Origin of the sequence: Bradyrhizobium sp. NDS-1 (genome assembly GCF_032918005.1) — a bacterium.
In the GTDB taxonomy this organism is placed as follows: domain Bacteria; phylum Pseudomonadota; class Alphaproteobacteria; order Rhizobiales; family Xanthobacteraceae; genus Bradyrhizobium; species Bradyrhizobium tunisiense.
Window position 1 is genome coordinate 4,893,149 of sequence record NZ_CP136628.1, and the last position, 19,002, is coordinate 4,912,150.

A 19,002-nucleotide genomic window follows, 5' to 3' on the forward strand; every position below is an offset into this window, starting at 1 on the left:
CCAACGTCCTCCGACCGGCGGACGGACTGGCCGGATGGTAAAGTATTGCTTAATTGCTTTCGGCGCCAATGACTTGGAATTGCGCCATTTTCCCGCCGATTCTGTCCATAAGCGTGCCATCGGAACAAACCTCTTCGCCGAATTGTCACGGATTTAACGAAGCGCCCGCGCCTGCCGCTTAACCGTTTATGCAGCCGCGGCCGCGCATAGTCTGGTCCAAAGCCCCTCGTTCTTGCCAGGTTCATTCATCGTGACATCCTTTGGACGCGTGATTTCGGTACGTGGATCGCTCGCCCGGGTCGGGCTTCTGGCGGCCAGCCAGATGCCGATCTCGGAGGTTCGGGCGACCGTCGGCCGCTTCGTCAGCATTCGCTGCGCCAGCTCGGTCATCGTCGCCATGATCACCGAGGTCTCCTGCGAAAACCTGTCGAGCAGCAACGATTACATCGCCATCGCCTCGGTCGACCTGCTTGGCGAAATCCTCAACGCCACCGGCAAGGCCAAATTCCAACGCGGCGTCACCAATTATCCGACCATCGGGGATTCCGTCGACCTGATCACCAGCCAGGAGCTGCGCACGATCTACGCGCCGACCGGGTCGGACCAGATCAATGTCGGCTTCCTCCAACAGGACAGCTCCGTCATCGCCTATGTCGACGTCGAGGAAATGCTGTCCAAGCATTTTGCCGTGCTGGGATCGACCGGCGTCGGCAAATCGACGGGCGTCTCGCTCCTGCTCAACGAGATCCTGAAGGCGCGCCCCAACCTGCGCATCTTCTTGCTCGACGTGCACAACGAATATGGCCGCTGCTTCGGCGACCGCGCGCTGGTGCTGAACCCGCGGAACCTGAAGCTGCCGTTCTGGCTGTTCAATTTCGAGGAAATCGTCGACGTGCTGTTCGGCGGCCGCGCCGGCGTGCCGGAGGAGCTCGACATCCTCGCCGAGGTGATCCCGATCGCCAAGGGCGTCTACACCCAGTACCAGAACGCCGACCGCATCGGCCTGAAGCGCATCGATCCCAAGCAGGTCGGCTACACCGTCGACACGCCGGTGCCGTATCGTCTCGTCGACCTGATGTCGCTGATCGACGAGCGCATGGGCAAGCTCGAAAACCGTTCCTCGCGCATCATCTATCACAAGCTGATCTCCCGCATCGAGGCGGTGCGCAACGATCCGCGCTACGCCTTCATGTTCGACAACGCCAATGTCGGCGGTGACACCATGGCCGAGGTCATCAGCCATCTGTTCCGTCTTCCGGCGAACGGCAAGCCGATGACGGTGATGCAGCTCGCCGGCTTCCCGGCCGAGGTGATCGATTCCGTCGTCTCGGTGCTCTGCCGCATGGCCTTCGACTTCGGCCTGTGGAGCGACGGCGTCTCGCCGCTGCTGTTCGTCTGCGAGGAAGCGCATCGCTACGCCTCCGCCGATCGCAATGTCGGCTTCGGGCCGACCCGCAAGGCGGTGTCGCGCATCGCCAAGGAAGGCCGCAAATACGGCGTCTATCTCGGCCTCATCACCCAGCGCCCGGCCGAGCTTGACGCCACCATCATCTCCCAGTGCAACACGCTGTTCACGATGCGCCTTGCCAACGACCGCGACCAGGCGCTGCTGCGCGCCGCGGTGTCGGACGCCGCCGCGAACCTGCTCTCCTTCGTGCCCTCGCTCGGCACGCGCGAGGTGCTGGCCTTCGGCGAAGGCGTCGCGCTGCCGACGCGCTTGCGATTCAAGGAGGTGCCGCCGCATCAACTGCCGCGCGGCGAAGCCACCATCTCGAGCGTACCGTCCGTCACCTCCGGCCACGACATGCATTTCGTCGGTGCCGTGCTCGAGCGCTGGCGCGGTGCCACCTCGCAGCGCGACGTGCCGAACGATCCGGTGTTTTCGGCCCCACCCGCCAAGACGCTCTCCAACGTCGAGGCCCCGATGCTGCAGCCCTCGATGGGCCTCGATCCGGACCGCTTCTCGCTCCTGAAGAAGCCGCTGCGATAGCGGCCCCGGTGTCCCGGACACGCTGAAATCATGACCGAGCTGGACTGGCCGGAAATTCTGCTGCGCCTTGGAGCCGCGACGCTCGCCGGCGGCGCGATCGGCCTGAACCGCGATCTGCACGGCAAGCCGATCGGGTTGAAGACGCTCGGCATCGTCGGGCTCTCCACCGCGACCGTGGTGATGCTCGCCGTTCAGGTCGCCGAGCCCGGCAAGATCAGCGATGCGGCGAGCCGTGTGATCCAGGGCATCCTCACCGGGATCGGCTTCCTCGGGGCCGGCGTCATCGTCCACGAGAGCGACCGTTTTCGCGTGCGCGGCCTGACCAGCGCGGCCTGCACCTTTCTCGCCGCTTGCCTGGGCATTACCTGCGGCGTCGGAGAATGGAAGATCGTGCTGGTCGCACTGGCCTTTGCTTTCGTGCTGCTCACGATCGGCCGCCGCGTCGAACGCTGGCTGCATCGCGCCCTCGGTGGCAAGGAGGATCCGCACCGGGCGGAGGTCTTGCCGAAGACGGACTCTCACGAAAGCAACTAGAACCGCAACCGCCGCCCCCATATCGGCTTCAGCATTTCGAGCACCGTGAGCACCAGCAGTCCCGCGCCGAGCGTGACCATCAGATCGTCGAGGTGCAGGGGACCAAAACGAAACAGGCTGGACGCCGGCGGCCAAAACAGAGCCGCGGCGAGAACGAGTGCGATCGACAGGAATATCCAGAGCAATGCCGGGTTCGGACGGAAGAAGGCAGACAGGAAGGAGGCGCTGAAGGACCGGTTGACCAGCACCAGCGCGACGACGCAGACGACGAGCGCAATGAAGGCGAGCGTGCGCGCCTCATCGGGCGGAATGCCGGAACGAAGCGCGACGACGAAGATCACGGCGATCAAGGCAAATGCCATGGCACCCTGAAGGATGCTCCAGCCGATCAAGGCCCATGAGAACAGCTCCGCATCCGCGCGCCGCGGCGGACGTGTCATGATATCGCGCTCCTCCCGCTCCGCTTCGAACACGAGCGAGCAGACGGGGTCGATGATCAGCTCCAGAAAGGCAATGTGAACGGGACCGAGAATCAGCGGCAGGCCGAAAACCAGCGGCAGCAGGGCAAGCCCCGCGATCGGAACATGGACTGCGAAAATGAAGGCCATCGCCTTGCGCAGATTATCGTAGATCCGGCGCCCCAGCCGAATGGATGCAACGATAGAACCGAAATCGTCGTCGAGCAGGACGATGGAGGAGGCCTCGCGGGCGACATCGGTGCCGCGGCCACCCATCGCGATCCCGATATGGGCAGCCTTCAGGGACGGTGCATCGTTGACGCCGTCACCAGTCATCGCGACGATCTCACCGTTGCGCTTCATCGCCTGAACGATCCGCAGCTTCTGCTCCGGCAGGACCCGCGCGAAGACGTTCACATTCCTGACGAGTGCCTCGAGCTCGTTCTCGTCCGCGAGCTTGATCTGCTCGCCGGTCACGACCCCCTTGACGTCGAGTCCGGCCTGCCCGGCGATGGCCATCGCGGTCGCCGGATAGTCGCCCGTGATCATGACGACGCGAATGCCGGCCGAGCGCGATTCGCCCACCGCCGCCGGGACCTGCGGACGAAGCGGATCGGCGAGCCCGACGAGACCGAGGAAGCGAAAGGAGAAGTCTTGCTGCGAGGCCGGCAGGCTCTCGCCGTCGTAAGCCGCGACGGCCACGCCCAGCACACGAAGACCATTCTTCGCCATCGCCGCGACCGAGTCCTGCAGCGCCGCCAGCTCCGCACCGTCCAGCTTGCAGAGGTGCGCAATCGCCTCGGGTGCGCCTTTCGCCGCAGCCAACATTCCCTGGCGATGCGGCACTTGCCAAACCTGGGTCATCGCCAGCAGTTCTGGCCGCAGGCCGTAGCTGCGTACCAAGGTCCGCGTGCCCCCGGTTTCGTCGTCATCCGGCAGACTCTCTTGCACGAACGCGTGCAGGGCCCTCTCCATCGGATCGAACGGTTCCGGCGAGCTTGCCAAAACGCTGCAACGCGCCAGCTCGAAGAACGCTGCGCCCACCGGCGCGGGCTGCGACGATCCCACGCGCGCGCTCGTCCCGTCGCGTAGCCTCAGCTCCGCAATCGACATCCGATTCTGGGTCAGCGTGCCGGTCTTGTCGGTGCACAGCACCGTGGCGGAGCCGAGCACCTCGATCGCGGCAGCGCGCCGCGTCAGCACGCGCGCCTTCGAGATACGCCAGGCCCCCATCGCCATGAACACCGTGAGAACGACGGCGAACTCCTCGGGCAACATGGACATGCCGATTGCGATGCCTCCGAGCAGCGCTTGCAGCCAATCCCCGCGCAACGTTCCGTAAAGCAGGACGGCGGCGAGGCTGATCGCCGCGCCGCCGAGAAAGCAAAGCCGCACGAGCCGTGCGGTCTGCTGCTGCAGCCGGGGCGGCTCCGCCTGCAAGCCATGCAGCGACAATCCGATCTTGCCGATCTCGCTGCGAGCGCCGGTGGCCTCGACCTCGGCCAGGCCCTCGCCTCGCACCACCAGCGAGCCGGAATACACGAACGGCAGGTCATCGCCGCCCGGGCGATGATTTGCCAAGGCGGCGTCGGTGGCCGGCGTCCTGGCGGCCTGCTTGCGAACCGGAACCGACTCTCCGGTCAGCAGGGACTCGTCGACAGCCAGATCGCGTGAGCTGACGAGCACCGCATCTGCCGGAATCCGATCACCTTCGGCCAGGACGAGGAGATCGCCGCGGACGACGTCCCGGCCCGCAATCCGCCGGCGCTCCCCATCCCTCACCACGAGCGCGCGCGGACTGGTCAGCTCTCGCAACGCTTCCAGCACGCGTTCGGTGCGGGTTTCCTGCACGATCGTGATCACGACGGAGATGGCGCCGAAGGCCAGGAGAAGCGCGGCCTCGCGGAGGTCGCCGAGCAGGAGGTAGACCAGCCCGCCGCACAGAAGCAGCGCGAGCATCGGCTCACGCAACACTTCGAGGACGATGCGCAGCGGAGTGCGGCGTTCGGGCCGAGGCAGTTCGTTGTAACCGTCCTGTTGCAGCCGCAGCCGGGCCTCGGCTTCGCTCAGCCCGGCCGAACCGCCGCGTTCTGCCTTGCTCATGTCTTCCGCCGCAGGCTCCAGAGACTTCCCGCCCCCACGACGGCTGTCACGAGCAGGACGGCGACGAAGGTCTGGATGATGGTGAAGTTCAGGGCATCACGCGCGACGAACAGCGCCGTGACCGCGCCGGCGATGATAAAGACGACGCGAAAGATGAGGCTCATTGTCATGTCTCCAGTCAGCATGACCCGGGCCACCTCGCCCTCGACACCGGGCGCAACGCTGCTTCGACGATCATGCAGGCGGACAGTAGCGACCGGCACGGGCACGCATTTGCGGCATGTCAAGCCGCGCCCGGGGCGCGCTGTCGCTGGCCCGGCGGAGGGCCGCTGGGAGCTGTCGAGAGAATTGCAGGCGCTGACGAGGCGCCTGTCGCCAGAAGAGATCAAGCAGGCACGCTGCGCGCTGCTTGCGATCGATCCCGCCGACAAGGATTATCCGCAGGCCTGGGCAGCCTTCGTGCGGTTCCGGAACATCGATCGAGAACTGGCCGGTTGAAGCCATAGGCTCGCGTGCGCGGCGATGCGATCGCCGCGACGGCAGACTCTCTCGTCATCGTCGACCGGACTGCACGCTCGAGGCGCTTTGCCGCTAGCGGTTCGCCATCAGCTCGAGGGCCGGAACAAAGCGCTGCGCGAACGTCAACGACTTGGCGTGGTGAACGGCGGCAAACGATGCCGAGATTCCCGCCGAAGCAACCGCGAGCAAGGCAACTACGAAAACCAGACGGCGCATGTTCGCCTCCTGTGTGAGCTCGACCAATCATAGAGATGGGCCGGCTCTGTTTCAGGACGGTTTCATAGACGCGGAAATTGATTTCGCTCAAGCGACTGTGATGGGATTCGGCTTATCTGGGCGCGTGCCGCAACCACCTAATAATGGTCGACGTATTTTGCAGCGGAGCGCGAGCATTGTCGGGAATTCCACACCCGCGGCCAACGCTCCTAAGCACTGCAGCGACAAGCAGCATTCGCTGGAATGGGAGTCATCGAGGACTGTTCAAATGAAGATCATGATCCAGAAGCTCAATGGCCTGTGGCACCTCATCGTCGGGTCGTGCCGGATCCGAACGCCCTTCCTGGATACCCAGGACCGCGCCCTGGTGATCACCTACGCCCGCCGCGCCTACCCCGGCGCCAGGATCTTCCAGCGCGACTGACGCGAGCGGCCGCGCGTGATGGTCGGCTCCCGAGGCACGGGGTGCATCACAACGCCCGATTTCTGGTGCCTCTAGTCATCGTCCGCCGGACCGCACCAGCCGGGCAGATAGATCGCATCCTTGCTCCTGGCGGCGGACATCCCCTTCTCGATGGCCTTGTCGAAATCGGCCTCCACCACCTTCCGCGAGAGCTTTCGGCGCAGGAAGTCGGCCCACAGAAATTCGGAGAATGGCGTCGTGTCCTTGGCGAAGCCGCCCATGCGGCGCAATTCGCCGGCAAGGCTGCGGAACGGATCGTCCTTGAGGTCGGCGATCGATTTTGGCAGGTCCCGGAACTGCCGCCGCTCGCCCTTGGCATCGTGAGGGTAGACCCAGCGCTTGTTGTCCATCACGCCCCAGAAGGCTTCGCGCTCGACCATGCGGAGGTCCCCGACGATGGTCACCAGCACCTCCTTGACGCCTTCATCGTGCAGCGCGCGGCCGAGATGATGATGGTCGATCACGTAATAGCGCGCGTCCGGGCCGTAGACGACGGGGATCATGTGCTTGCCGAGCAGGTCGGCCTGCTTCTTCTTGTCATGCTCACGCCAGCGCTTGCGCTTCTCCTTGACCTCGCGCATGCCGCCCGTCATCTGCGTCGGCCGGAGCGACAGGATCGGAACCGGATGCACTCTCGGCTCGCGCGCGTTGGTCGTGGTCATGGTCGAAAGGTCCCCTCGCATGGTGCAACTGGCGGTCCAGGTTTCCTCGACTATGACATGGGCTTTGGGGCGGCAACACGTGTTCGGAACGACGCGGAGATCACAAGCCGATGTGGACGGCGTGACGTCCCCGGCCATCGCTATGACCGTTGTTGCAACGCAACCTCATGTCCCGCCGCCGACATGACGGCTTGCTCCGCGGCCGCTCTACGCCCGTCGATGCACAATAGTGCAAGCGGACGAATGCACGCAGGAATTGCGAAGAATTTCTGCAACACCCTCACCACCCGTGCTATCTAAAACCGCTGCTTCGGAGTGATCCCCGCCCCATGAATAGCCAGCGGCCCATAAGCTCTGACGACGAGCACCGGGTGCTCCCGTTCAGGCCGCGCACCTCCCCTTCTCCGAAGGCCCACCGCGGCAGCGGCACCGTGCAGCCGGCACGCGTCGGGCCCGAACCGCTCGACCTGTCACGCTACGAGCAGCCCCGCGCCGGGCCGGACGACTTCCGCCATCGCATGCTCGCCAACATCGCAGCGCTGGCCTTCACGATCGCCCTGACCGCAATCGGAATTTGGCTGGCGGTCAGCATTGCCGACCTGCGCCGGACTCAGGATTGCGTGCTGATGGGCCGTCGCGACTGCGTCAAGATCACGACGCCACATATCTAGGCCCGATCTGCCGCACACCCCGGCGGGAAAGGGCTCCGACGGGCATCCCCAGCCCCGTCTCCTCGCCTGTCCGGCTCCATTGAACTCAGGGCGGCGCTCCGATATACGGGCTCTCGACCCGGCCAGAGGGGGGTTGAGGGCGTCATCAGGGGCGCGATGCCCACCCACGGTGCCACTCTGGATAATCTGACAAATATCCGCAATATATCAAAGGCTTAGTGATGTCTTCCACATTCGATCAGGTCGCCACGATCATCGCTGAAACCTGCGACATCCCGCGCGACACGATCACGCCCGACAGCCATGCCATCGATGATCTCGGCATCGACAGCCTCGATTTCCTGGACATCGCGTTCGCGATCGACAAGCAGTTCGGCATCAAGCTGCCGCTGGAAAAGTGGACCCAGGAGGTCAACGACGGCAAGGCGACCACGGAACAGTATTTCGTACTGAAGAACCTGTGCGCCCGCATCGACGAACTGGTTGCGGCCAAGGGCGCGAGCGCCTAAGGGCGCGGTCATGCAACTCGAATACTTCCACATGATCGATCGCATCGTCGACCTCAAGGTCGACGAGAAGACGATCGTCGTCGAGGCCCAGGTCCCGCAGAAGAGCACCATCTTCGAGGGGCACTTCCCGGGCTACCCCTTGATGCCCGGCGTGCTCCTGATCGAATCGATGGCGCAGGCCTCGGGCTGGCTTCAGCTCGGCGTGTTCAAGTTCGAGCGCATGCCGATCCTGGCCGCCGTCAAGGAGGCCAAGGTGCGCGGTTCGGTTTTGCCCGGCGAACTCATGAGCATCGAGGCGAGCCTCACGCATGAAGGTTCGGGCTATGCCATGACCGAAGCCAAGATCAGGGTCGGCGGCAAGCTGCGCGCCAACTCGGCGCTGACCTTCACGCTGATTCCTTTCCCCAATGCGGATATGCGCGGATACATGGCGAAAGTCGCCGAGCGCGTCGGCTTTCCGCAACAGGCCGTATCGCCATGACTGACACTGCTTCGAAGCCTGGCCAGACCGAAGTCTGGATCACCGGCATTGGACTCGCCACCTCGCTCGGCGAGGGCCTGGACGCCAACTGGGCCGCGCTTCAGGACAAGCGCATCAATGTCGACGAGAAGGGTTTTGCCCCCTACATCGTGCATCCCCTGATGCCGGTCAGCTTCGACAGCCAGATTCCGAAGAAGGGCGACCAGCGCCAGATGGAAGCCTGGCAGCGCATAGGCACCTATGCGGCGGGCCTGGCGCTCGATTCAGCCGGGATCAAGGGCAACAAGGACATCCTGTCGAAGATCGACATGGTGGTGGCCGCCGGCGGCGGCGAACGTGATCTCAACGTCGACACCGGCGTGCTCACGGCCGAAGCCAAGGGAGCGAATGCACCCGGCTTCCTCAACGAACGGCTGATGAGCGATCTGCGCCCCACCTTGTTCCTGGCGCAGCTCTCCAACCTTCTCGCAGGCAATATCGCGATCGTGCATGGTCTTGGCGGCACCTCGCGCACCTTCATGGGCGAAGAGGTTGCCGGCGCCGATGCGGCCCGTATCGCGCTGGCGCGCATCGCCTCGGGCGAGAGCGACATCGCGCTGGTCGGCGGCTCGCACAATGGCGAGCGCAAGGACCTGCTCGTCCTCTACGAATTCGGCGATTTCAACCTGAAGAACAAATTCGCGCCCGTGTGGGCCCGCAAGGACAATCCCGGCTTCGCACTCGGCTCGGCCGGCGCGTTCCTGGTGCTGGAATCGCGAGCACACGCGGAAGCGCGCGGTGCAAAGCCGTATGCGAAGCTGTCGAGCGTCGTCGCCGATCTCGCCCGGCGCAAGCAGGGTGGCGACATGACCGCGACGCTGGAGAAGCTTTGGGCAAAACTGCCGAAGCGCGAGGGCAAGGGCGCGATCATATCGGGCGCGACCGGTGCGGAGCCGGCCACGAGCGAGGAGCGCAGTTTCCTGAAGAGCCATGCGGATCTCCCGGTGCGCTCGACCGGCACGATGTTCGGTCACACCATGGAGACGCAATTCCCGCTCGGCATCGCGCTCGCCGCGCTGTCGATTTCGCGCGGTGCGCTGTTCCCGCCGAACGATTCCACGGGCACCGAGATTGAAATGCAGGGAGCGCCCACCCAGATTGTGGTGGTGGGGGCCGGACACTGGCGCGGCGAAGGCATGGCGCTGGTCGAGGCAGTTGGCTAGCTCACCCGGGGGATCGACATGACTGCACCACGCGACAAACTCGGGCGGCCCGTCGTCGTCGTCACCGGCATGGGCATCATGACCTCGCTCGGTGCCGGCAAGGCCGACAATTGGGCCAAACTCGTCGCCGGCGAATCCGGCATCCGCACCATTACGCGCTTTCCGGTCGACGGCCTGAAGACCACGATGGCCGGCACTGTCGATTTCGTCAGCGTCGATCCGTTCTCCTCGACTGGCCTGTCCGAGCGGATGGCCGAGCTGGTGACGGAGGAAGCACTCGCGCAAGCCGGCATCGGTGCCAAGGCCGACTTCCCGGGCCCGCTGTTCCTTGCGGTTGCGCCGGTCGAGGTGGAATGGCCGCAGCGACGCGAACTCGGCCGCGCCGTCGGTGCGCTCGACTTCAACTATGACGATCTGCTGCGCATCTCCGGCGGCGGCAAGTACAGCGCCTATCATCACCGCTTCATGTTCGGCTCGGTGGCCGCGCACCTCGCCGAGACTTTCGGCACCAAGGGCTCGCCGATCTCGCTGTCGACGGCCTGCGCCTCGGGCGCGACCTCGATCCAGCTCGGCGTCGAGGCGATCCGCCGCGGCGAGACCGATGCCGCCCTCTGCGTCGCGACCGACGGCACCGTGAATCCGGAAGCGCTGGTGCGCTTCTCGCTGCTCTCGGCGCTGTCGACCCAGAACGATCCGCCGCAGGCGGCCTCCCGCCCCTTCTCCAAGAACCGCGACGGCTTCGTCATGGCCGAAGGCGCCGGCGCCCTCGTGCTGGAGAGCTATGAGGCCGCTGTCGCGCGCGGCGCCAAGATCCTCGGCGTGATCGCCGGCTGCGGCGAGCTGACCGATTCCTTCCATCGCACCCGCTCCTCGCCCGACGGCAAGCCGATCATCGGCTGCATGAACAAGACGCTGGCCGATGCCGGCATGACGCCGGACCAGATCGACCACATCAACGCGCACGGCACCGCGACGCCCGAGAACGACAAGATGGAGTTCAACACGACCTCGGCCGTGTTCGGCGAGCTCGCGCAGAAAATTCCGGTCACGTCCAACAAGTCGATGGTCGGCCACACCATCTCGGCGGCCGGTGCGGTCGAGGCGATCTTCTCGCTGCTCACGCTCGAGCATCAGCGCATCCCGCCGACGATCAATTACGAGACCCCGGATCCCACGATCCTGTTCAACGTGGTCGGCAACACCGCGCGCGACGCCCGCGTCACCGCCGTCATGTCGAACTCGTTCGGCTTCGGCGGCCAGAACGCCTCGCTGATCCTGACGCGCGAACCAGCCTGACCGGACGCATGGCGCTGATTCCCATCAGCACGAAGATTCGCGCGCGGAATGCAGCCAAGTCGGTCAGCGGAGGCCTGATCGGCGCCGCCACCGTCGGCATGCTGCGCACCACGCGCTATTTCGATCCGGTCAAGACCTCGGACTTTTTCGCGCGCGTCACCAAGACGATCGGCCCGCGCCTGCGCGAGCACCGCATCGGCCGCGCCAATCTCACCGCCGCCTTTCCCGAGAAGTCGCCGGAGGAGATCGAACAGATCCTGATGGGCGTGTGGGACAATCTCGGCCGCGTCGGCGCCGAGTTCGCCCACATGGACCAAGTCTGGGATTATGACCGCGAGCATCCGGAGAAGAGCCGGATCGAATTGCCCGCGCGCAGCATCGAGCTGTTCGACAAGATCCGCGACGATGGCAAGCCGGCGCTGATCTTCGCCGCGCACCTGGCCAATTGGGAATTGCCGGCGCTCGCGGCGGTCGCTCATGGCCTCGACGCCGCGATCCTCTACCGCCGGCCGAACATCGCCTCGGCCGACCGCATCATCCAGGAGATGCGCCAGATCAATATGGGCACGCTGATCCCCGCGGGCCGCGATGCGCCGCTGCGGCTCGCGCAGGCGCTGAAGGACGGCAAGCACGTCGCCATGCTGATCGACCAGTACCTGACCGGTGGCGTCGAGGTCACCTTCTTCGGCCGCAAGACCCGCGCCAATCCGATGCTGGCGCGCCTCTTGCGCCAAATCGAATGCCCGATCCACGGCGCCCGCGTCATCCGCCTGCCCGGCGGCCGCTTTCGCGGCGAGCTCACGGAAGAGATCCAGCCGGTGCGCGATGCCGACGGCAAGATCGACATCCAGGGCACGACCCAGGCGATCACGAGCGTGGTGGAAAGCTGGGTGCGCGAGCATCCCGAGCAGTGGCTGTGGCTGCATCGCAGGTGGCGGTAGGCGCGCTGTCATTGCGAGGAGCCCGCGACGAGATCGCGAAGCGAGTTTGCGCAGGCTCCTCGCAATGACGCGTGCTGCCTCTATCGCCCCGTCTTCAACTTCGTCCACAACCGGTTGATCACCCGCTGCGTGGCCGGCTCGCGCGCCGTGATGACGAACAGTTTTGCGAGCGTCGCCTCGTCCGGATAGATGTTCTTGTCGTTCAGGATCTTCGGATCGACCAGATTCTGGCTGGCGAGGTTGCCGCTCGCGTAGGACAGGAAGTCGGAATTCTTGGCGGCAACGTCCGGACGGTAGAGATAATTGATCAGCTCGTAGGCTTCCTTGACGTTCTTGGCATCCGTGGGGATCGCGAGATTGTCGAAGAACATCTGCGCGCCCTCTTTCGGGATCGCGTAGCCGATCTCGATGCCACCTTTGGCCTCCGCCGCACGGGCGCGGGCCTGCATGATGTCGCCGGACCAGCCGACCACGAAGCAGATCTCGCCGGTGGCGAGCGCGCTGAGATATTCGGAGGAGTGAAACTTGCGCACGGACGGGCGAACTTTTGCGACGGCCTCGGCGGCCTTCTCGAGATCGCCCTGCCTGGTCGAGTTCGGATCGAGCCCGAGATAGTTCAGCGCCGCCGGGAAGATGTCGTCGGCGGAGTCGAGCATGTGCACGCCGCAGTCTTTGAATTTTGCGAGGTTCTCCGGCTTGAAGACGATGTCCCAGCTGTCGATCTTGGCGTCCGGCCCGAGGATCTGCTTCACCTTGGCGACGTTGTAGCCGATGCCCGTCGTGCCCCACATGTAGTTGGCGGCGTAGAGATTGCCGGGGTCGTAGGTCGCAAGGTTCTTCGTCACCATCGGCCAGGCATTGGCGAGGTTCGGCAGCTTCGACTTGTCGAGCTTCTGGAAGATGTTGGCCTTGATCTGGCGCTGCAGGAAATAGGCCGTGGGCACCACCACGTCATAGCCGGACTTGCCGGCCATCAGGCGCGTCTCCAGCGTCTCGTTGGCGTCGAAGGTGTCGTAGACGACCCTGATGCCGGTCTCCTTGGTGAAGGCATCGAGGACGTCGGGCGCCATGTAGTTGGACCAGTTGTAGAAGTTGACGACGCGCTCCTCGGCGGTCGCTGACGCGGTCCAGAATGTCAGCACTGCGGCGGCGAGACCAAGGCGGAATCCCGAGCGGCCGATCGTCGTCATCTCTCTCTACCTCTTACGTCCGCGCACCGCGTCCGACAGCCGTTCCAGCGCGGTGTCGAGCGTCTCGTCCTTCTTGGCGAAGCAGAAACGCACCACTGACGTCACCGGGTCCTGCTCGTAGAAGGCCGAGACCGGGATCGCGGCGACCTTATAGTCCTTCACGATCCGCCAGCAGAACTCGGTGTCACTCTCGTTGAGCCCGAGCGGCGACAGGTCGACGGTGAGGAAGTAGGTGCCTTGCGACTTCAACACGGGGAAGCCGAGGCTCTCCAATCCCCTGGTCAGGCGGTCCCTGCTCCGGCTCAGATCCTTGCGCATCGACAGGAAATACTCGTCCGGCTTGCCGAGGCCGTAGGCGACGGCGGCCTGCAGGTTGGGCGCGGTGGTGAAGGTCAGGAACTGGTGCACCTTGGCAGCCACCCGCAGCAACGGCGGCGCCGCGCAGACGAAGCCGATCTTCCACCCGGTCAGCGAGAAGATCTTGCCGGCCGAGCCGACCTTGATGGTGCGATCGCGCATCCCCGGAATGGTGATCAGCGGGATGTGCTTGTGCTCGTCGAAGGTGACGTGCTCCCAGACCTCGTCGCAGATCGCGATGACGTCGAACTCCTGGCAATAGCGCGCCAGCAGCTCGAGGTCCTCGCGCGGATAGACCACCGCGGACGGATTCAAGGGATTGTTGAACAGCACCGCCTTGGTCTTTGAGTTGAAGACACTTTTCAGCATGTCCTCATTCAGCCGCCAGTGCGGCGGCTCGAGCCGGACGAGGCGCGGAATGCCGCCGGCCTGGCGGATGATCGGCAGGTAGGAATCATAGACCGGCTGGAAGCAGACCACTTCGTCGCCGGGCTGGACCACCGCGAGGATGGCCGAGGTCAGCGCCTCGGTGCCGCCGGAGGTGACCATCACCTCGCTCATCGGGTCGAGCTTGAGGCCGTGCCAATGGCCGTAATGGGTCGCGATCGCCTGGCGCAGCTCCGGCAGGCCCATCATCGAGGGGTACTGGTTATAGCCGTTGAGCGAGGCGTCGGCCGCGGCGCGGCGGATGTCCTCGGGGCCGGGATCGTCAGGAAAACCCTGGCCGAGATTGATGGCGGCATTGTCGCGCGCGGCCTGCGACATCGCCTCGAAGATGGTGACCGGAAGGTCGGCAAAGACCTTGTTCAGGGAAGCGCTCTTGGACATCGGGCCGATCAGCCGCCGACCTTGCTGGGAAGACCCGCCGCCTTCCAGCCCAGCATGCCGCCCGCGAGGTGCTTGTCGTAAGGCAGGCCCGCCGCCTGCGCCGCCAGCGAGGCCGTCACCGAGCGCTTGCCCGATCGGCAGGCGAACACGACCTCCTTGCCTTGGGGATCGGGAATCGCCTTGGGGTCGAAGGTCGAGAGCGGCACCACCACACCGTAAGGATAGGCTTCGACGTCGACCTCGTTCGGCTCGCGGACATCGACCAGCAGATAGCGCCCTTCCGCGACCCCCTTGGAGACTTCGTCCGGGGTCAGATCCTGTACCTGGTTTGCCACATCATCCTCCAACGTCGCGCCTGTCGACCGGGCTGCCACGGCCGGCGGGCAACCTCGCCTCTCAGGCGTCGAAAATCAAGCGCTACAAAGGCTTGAGCTGCCTTGCGCAAGTTAAAGCTAAATCGCAGCGGCTTGAAGTGGGGCTTTCAGGATGCCTGAAAAACCTGACCCGGCTCTCAACGCGCATTCGGTGTCATTCCCCGCGGTGGAGCTAGATCGTCACCTGCGTTCCGACCTCGACCACGCGGCCGGAAGGAATCTGGAAATAGTCGGTGGCGTCGTTGGCGGAGCGGCTGAGCGAGATGAACAGCCGGTCCTGCCAGCGCGGCATGCCGGAATGCACCGCGGGCTTCAGCGCCCTCCGCGACAGGAAGAACGAGGTGGACATGATGTCGAACTGCCAGCCCAGCTTGCGGGCGATGGCGAGGGCCTTCGGCACGTTGGGCGATTCCATGAAGCCGAACTTCAGCGTCACCTTGGAGAAGGTCGGTGAGATCTGCTCCAGCTTCACCCGCTCGGCCGGATCGATCCGCGGGGTCTGCGCCGTCTCGATGGTGAGAATCACGTTCTTCTCGTGCAGCACCTTGTAGTGCTTCAGACTATGCATCAACGCCGTCGGCGCGCTGAGCGGGTCCGAGGTCAGGAACACGGCGGTGCCGGGCACGCGCTGCGGCGGCCGCTTCTCCAGCATCGCCACGAGGTCGGCGAGCGGGAACTCGAGCTTGCGCGACTTCTCGAACAACAGCCGGCTGCCGCGCCGCCACGTGTACATCAGGATGATCATGAGCGCGCCGAGCGCCAGCGGCACCCAGCCGCCCTCGAACACCTTGAGCAGGTTCGCCGCCAGGAAGGTCAGGTCGAGGAACAGGAACGGCGCGATCAGGGCTGCGGCGGCGATCGGCGACCACCGCCAGACTTTCCAGACCACGACAAAACCCATCATCGCCGTGACCACCATGGTCCCGGTGACGGAGATACCGTAGGCGGACGCCAGCGCGCTGGAAGAACGGAACAGCAGCACCAGCAGCACCACGGCAAGCAGCAGGAGCTGGTTGATGCGCGGGATGAAGATCTGTCCGGAATGGGCTTCAGACGTATGGCGAATTTCGAAGCGCGGCAACAGACCGAGTTGAATCGCCTGGCGCGTCAGCGAATAGGCGCCCGTAATGACCGCCTGGCTGGCGATGACGGTCGCCATGGTGGCGAGCACGACCATGCAGCCCCGGACGAATCCTTGCGGAAACAGCTGGAAGAACGGACTGACGATCGCGCCGGGATCGCTGAGGACGAGCGCGCCCTGCCCCAGATAGTTCAGCGCCAGCGAGGGCAGCACGATCGAGAGCCACGCGAACTGGATCGGCCGCTTGCCGAAATGGCCGAGATCGGCATAGAGCGCCTCGGCGCCGGTGACCGCCAGGAACACGGCGCCCAGCGTGACAAAGCCGACAATGCCGTGGTGGAACATGAAAGACACGGCGTAGAGCGGGTTCAGCGCGTACAGCACCTGCGGCTGCTGGATGATCGGATGGATTGCCGCCGCCGCGAGCACCGCGAACCAGACGCACATGATCGGGCCGAAAAAGGCGGCGACGCGGGCGGTTCCGCGCGACTGCACCGCGAACAGGCAGACCAGGATCACCACCGTCAGCGGTACGATATAGGGCTCGAACCGGAGCGTGACGTCCTTCATGCCCTCGATCGCCGACAGCACCGAGAGCGCCGGCGTGATCACAGCATCGCCGTAGAACAGCGCGCCGGAGATGATGCCGAGCAGAACGATGGTGGCCCCGCCGGTGCCGACCGCGCGCTGGGCCAGCGCCATCAGTGCCAGCGTGCCGCCCTCGCCATTGTTGTCGGCGCGGAGCAGGATCACGACGTATTTGAGCGTCACCACGACGATCAGCGCCCACAGGATCAGGGAGAGCACCCCGAGCACCGCTGCCGGCGTCGGCAACCCCTCTGCGCCCGAGGCGGCCATCACCGCCTCACGGAACGCATAGAGCGGGCTGGTGCCGATATCGCCGTAGACGACGCCGATGCTGCCGAGCGTCAGCGCGCCGAAGCGGGCGGTGGTGTGGGCCTCACCATGCCCATTGGCCGCCGCCGTTTCCGGGGCGGAAATCGCTACGTCGCTTGTCATGGGAGAGCCCAGTGGCCTCTGAAAATGCTTCACTGCACAATGGCGGAAGAGCGCGCGGCTTATAGTCCTGCGCTACCGGCATGGCCTAGCCCGAATTCGGAGCTTAGCCATGCATATTTGCATGGCTTGGGCAGTGCATTCTAGATGGTGACCTGGGTCCCGACTTCAACCACCCGTCCCGTGGGGATCTGGAAGTAGTCCGTGGCATCGTTGGCGGACCGGCTCAGCGCAATGAACAGATGGTCCTGCCATAGCGGCATGCCCGACTGCGCCGACGCTTTCAGCGACCTTCGCGACACGAAGAACGACGTGGACATGATGTCGAACTGCCAGCCCTGCTTGCGGGCGATCGCGAGCGCCTTGGGCACGTTCGGCTGCTCCATGTAGCCGAAGCGCAGGCGGACCTTGGAGAACTTCTCGCTGATCTTCTCCATGCGGAACCGCTCCGCCAGGTCGACCCGCGGCGTCTGCGCGGTCTCGATCGTCAGGATCACGTTGTGCTCGTGCAGCACCTTGTTGTGCTTCAAATTGTGCAGCAACGCGGTCGGCACGAAAGCGGGATCGCTGGTCAGGAATACCGCGGTGCCCTTGACGATGTGCGGCGGCCGCTTCTCCAGGCTCCGGATCAGATCGTCCAGCGGCACCTCGATCCGGCGCGTCTTCTGCATCAGGATTCCCGAACCCCTGCGCCAGGTCCAGATCGTCCCCACCATGACGACGCCAAACAGCAACGGCACCCACGCACCATCGAGCAGCTTCAAGAGATTGGCACTGAAGAAGCTCAGGTCGACGATGACGAACGGCACGATCACAGCCGCAGCCGTGGCGGCGCGCCAATTCCACAATTTCCAGATCACGACGAAGCCCATGATGCCGTCGGCAACCATGGTGGTGGAGACCGCGATGCCATAGGCCGAAGCCAGATTGCTGGGGGTGTGGAACAGCAAGACCAGCAGCATCACGCCGATCAACAGCAGCCGGTTCACGCGCGGCAGATAGATCTGGCCGGCGTGAGTCTCGGAGGTGTAGCGCACCTCGAAGCGGGGCAGCAGGCCGAGTTGCACCGCCTGATAGACCAGCGAATAGGCGCCGGTGATCACCGCCTGGCTCGCGATCACGGTGGCGGCGGTCGCGAGGCCCACCAGCGGAAGCACCAGACTATCAGGCACCATGCGATAGAAGGAATGCTCGATCGCGCTTGGATCGGACAGCACCAACGCACCCTGCCCGAAATAGTTGATCAAGAGCGCGGGCAGCACGAAGAACATCCAGGCCGACTGGATCGGCTTGCGTCCGAAATGACCGAGATCGGCATAGAGCGCCTCGCCCCCGGTCACCGCCAGAAATACGGCGCCGAGAGTCACGAGGCCGATCACACCGTGCGAGAGCACGAACTGCACCGCGTAATAGGGATTGATCGCCGCCAGCACGGAGGGATCGTCAGCAATGTGGACGGCTCCCATCACGGCGATGACGGCGAACCAGACCACCATCACCGGACCGAAGGCCGAGGCGACCAGTGCGGTCCCCTTGCTCTGGACGGCGAACAGCAGCACCAGAATCAGGACGGTGAGCGGCACGACATAATGCTCGAGCGCGGGGGCCGCGAGCTTGAGGCCCTGGACCGCCGACAGCACCGAGATCGCCGGCGTGATCATGGAATCGCCGATGAACATGGAGGCGCCGACCACGCCGAGCGCGAGCAGAACCCAGCTGCGCCGCCCGAGCGCGCGCTGGCCGAGCGCCATCAGCGAGAGCGTGCCGCCCTCCCCGTTGTTGTCGGCCCGCAGCAGCAGCAGGACGTATTTGGCGGTGACGACGATCAGCAGCGCCCACAGGATCAGCGAGAGTACGCCGAGCACGATGATCCGCGAGACCGGCTCGCCATGGGCCGCGCCCTTGACCGCTTCATGGAATGCATAGAGCGGCGAGGTACCGATGTCGCCGAAGACGACGCCGATGCTCCCGAGCGTAAGGGCCCAAAAACCTGATGTGACCGGTTTCCCGTCTGGGGACTCGGTCGATGAGATGCTCGCCGTCATGGGGGTGGAGAACGCCTGGTCCCTGAATTCGATCCGGCGCCTTTCGACCGTTCCGGCGCGCCTGT

The 19,002-nt window shown here is 64.8% G+C and carries 19 protein-coding genes; 10 read left to right on the plus strand and 9 right to left on the minus strand.

Going from position 1 to position 19,002, the window contains the following annotated elements; translation table 11 throughout:
* Nucleotides 1-250: 250 nt before the first annotated feature.
* On the plus strand, nucleotides 251-1,990 hold the full coding sequence (locus RX330_RS23215; protein ID WP_317239951.1) for an ATP-binding protein: 1,740 nt from the start codon (nucleotides 251-253) through the stop codon (nucleotides 1,988-1,990).
* A 30-nt stretch (nucleotides 1,991-2,020) separates the two neighbouring features.
* Nucleotides 2,021-2,524, plus strand: a complete 504-nt coding sequence (locus RX330_RS23220; protein ID WP_317239952.1) for an MgtC/SapB family protein — start codon at nucleotides 2,021-2,023, stop codon at nucleotides 2,522-2,524.
* Here the strand turns inward: RX330_RS23220 and RX330_RS23225 are convergent.
* The gene (locus tag RX330_RS23225) at nucleotides 2,521-5,085 is read right to left on the minus strand and encodes a cation-translocating P-type ATPase (RefSeq protein WP_317239953.1); all 2,565 of its coding nucleotides are present in this window, start codon (nucleotides 5,083-5,085) and stop codon (nucleotides 2,521-2,523) included. The two genes, RX330_RS23220 and RX330_RS23225, sit on opposite strands and share 4 nt — an antisense overlap.
* On the minus strand, nucleotides 5,082-5,249 hold the full coding sequence (locus RX330_RS23230; protein ID WP_212087091.1) for a hypothetical protein: 168 nt from the start codon (nucleotides 5,247-5,249) through the stop codon (nucleotides 5,082-5,084). Before RX330_RS23230 ends, RX330_RS23225 begins: the two co-directional genes overlap by 4 nt.
* 184 nt (nucleotides 5,250-5,433) lie before the next feature.
* Here RX330_RS23230 and RX330_RS23235 point away from each other — a divergent pair, with 184 nt between their 5' ends.
* Complete coding sequence (locus RX330_RS23235; RefSeq protein WP_317239954.1) at nucleotides 5,434-5,583, plus strand: hypothetical protein; 150 nt, start codon at nucleotides 5,434-5,436, stop codon at nucleotides 5,581-5,583.
* Nucleotides 5,584-5,676: 93 nt separating this feature from the next.
* Here the strand turns inward: RX330_RS23235 and RX330_RS23240 are convergent, their stop codons facing one another.
* Complete coding sequence (locus tag RX330_RS23240) at nucleotides 5,677-5,820, minus strand: hypothetical protein (RefSeq protein ID WP_317239955.1); 144 nt, start codon at nucleotides 5,818-5,820, stop codon at nucleotides 5,677-5,679.
* Between the two features lie 268 nt (nucleotides 5,821-6,088).
* Between RX330_RS23240 and RX330_RS23245 the strand changes: the two genes are divergently transcribed.
* Nucleotides 6,089-6,244: a hypothetical protein gene (locus RX330_RS23245; RefSeq protein ID WP_317239956.1), complete on the plus strand. Its 156-nt coding sequence runs from the start codon at nucleotides 6,089-6,091 to the stop codon at nucleotides 6,242-6,244.
* Nucleotides 6,245-6,315: 71 nt separating this feature from the next.
* Here RX330_RS23245 and RX330_RS23250 read toward each other — a convergent pair whose 3' ends face one another.
* Nucleotides 6,316-6,945 (minus strand): ParB-like protein, encoded by a 630-nt coding sequence (locus tag RX330_RS23250; protein WP_317239957.1) that lies wholly within the window; start codon nucleotides 6,943-6,945, stop codon nucleotides 6,316-6,318.
* A gap of 329 nt (nucleotides 6,946-7,274) precedes the next feature.
* Here RX330_RS23250 and RX330_RS23255 point away from each other — a divergent pair, with 329 nt between their 5' ends.
* From RX330_RS23255 to RX330_RS23280, 6 genes are all read left to right on the plus strand, one after another.
* Nucleotides 7,275-7,616, plus strand: a complete 342-nt coding sequence (locus RX330_RS23255; protein WP_317239958.1) for a hypothetical protein — start codon at nucleotides 7,275-7,277, stop codon at nucleotides 7,614-7,616.
* Between the two features lie 221 nt (nucleotides 7,617-7,837).
* Entirely contained in the window at nucleotides 7,838-8,125 is a 288-nt protein-coding gene (locus RX330_RS23260; protein WP_007592476.1) for an acyl carrier protein, read from the plus strand.
* A 10-nt stretch (nucleotides 8,126-8,135) separates the two neighbouring features.
* Nucleotides 8,136-8,606: a 3-hydroxyacyl-ACP dehydratase FabZ family protein gene (locus RX330_RS23265; RefSeq protein WP_212087108.1), complete on the plus strand. Its 471-nt coding sequence runs from the start codon at nucleotides 8,136-8,138 to the stop codon at nucleotides 8,604-8,606.
* Complete coding sequence (locus RX330_RS23270) at nucleotides 8,603-9,808, plus strand: beta-ketoacyl-ACP synthase (RefSeq protein WP_212087111.1); 1,206 nt, start codon at nucleotides 8,603-8,605, stop codon at nucleotides 9,806-9,808. Before RX330_RS23265 ends, RX330_RS23270 begins: the two co-directional genes overlap by 4 nt.
* A gap of 18 nt (nucleotides 9,809-9,826) precedes the next feature.
* Nucleotides 9,827-11,104, plus strand: coding sequence for a beta-ketoacyl-ACP synthase (locus RX330_RS23275; RefSeq protein WP_212087114.1), 1,278 nt, complete (start codon nucleotides 9,827-9,829; stop codon nucleotides 11,102-11,104).
* Between the two features lie 8 nt (nucleotides 11,105-11,112).
* Complete coding sequence (locus RX330_RS23280) at nucleotides 11,113-12,045, plus strand: lipid A biosynthesis lauroyl acyltransferase (RefSeq protein WP_212087117.1); 933 nt, start codon at nucleotides 11,113-11,115, stop codon at nucleotides 12,043-12,045.
* A gap of 80 nt (nucleotides 12,046-12,125) precedes the next feature.
* Here RX330_RS23280 and RX330_RS23285 read toward each other — a convergent pair whose 3' ends face one another.
* From RX330_RS23285 to RX330_RS23305, 5 genes are all read right to left on the minus strand, one after another.
* A complete protein-coding gene (locus RX330_RS23285) occupies nucleotides 12,126-13,235 on the minus strand; it encodes a polyamine ABC transporter substrate-binding protein (RefSeq protein WP_317239959.1) in 1,110 nt (369 codons plus the stop codon).
* A 6-nt stretch (nucleotides 13,236-13,241) separates the two neighbouring features.
* A complete protein-coding gene (locus RX330_RS23290) occupies nucleotides 13,242-14,420 on the minus strand; it encodes an aminotransferase (protein WP_317239960.1) in 1,179 nt (392 codons plus the stop codon).
* A gap of 8 nt (nucleotides 14,421-14,428) precedes the next feature.
* The gene (locus tag RX330_RS23295) at nucleotides 14,429-14,755 is read right to left on the minus strand and encodes a rhodanese-like domain-containing protein (protein WP_317239961.1); all 327 of its coding nucleotides are present in this window, start codon (nucleotides 14,753-14,755) and stop codon (nucleotides 14,429-14,431) included.
* 211 nt (nucleotides 14,756-14,966) lie between these two features.
* Entirely contained in the window at nucleotides 14,967-16,895 is a 1,929-nt protein-coding gene (locus RX330_RS23300; RefSeq protein WP_212087125.1) for a potassium transporter Kup, read from the minus strand.
* Between the two features lie 140 nt (nucleotides 16,896-17,035).
* Nucleotides 17,036-18,937, minus strand: a complete 1,902-nt coding sequence (locus RX330_RS23305) for a potassium transporter Kup (RefSeq protein WP_212087128.1) — start codon at nucleotides 18,935-18,937, stop codon at nucleotides 17,036-17,038.
* Nucleotides 18,938-19,002: the final 65 nt, after the last annotated feature.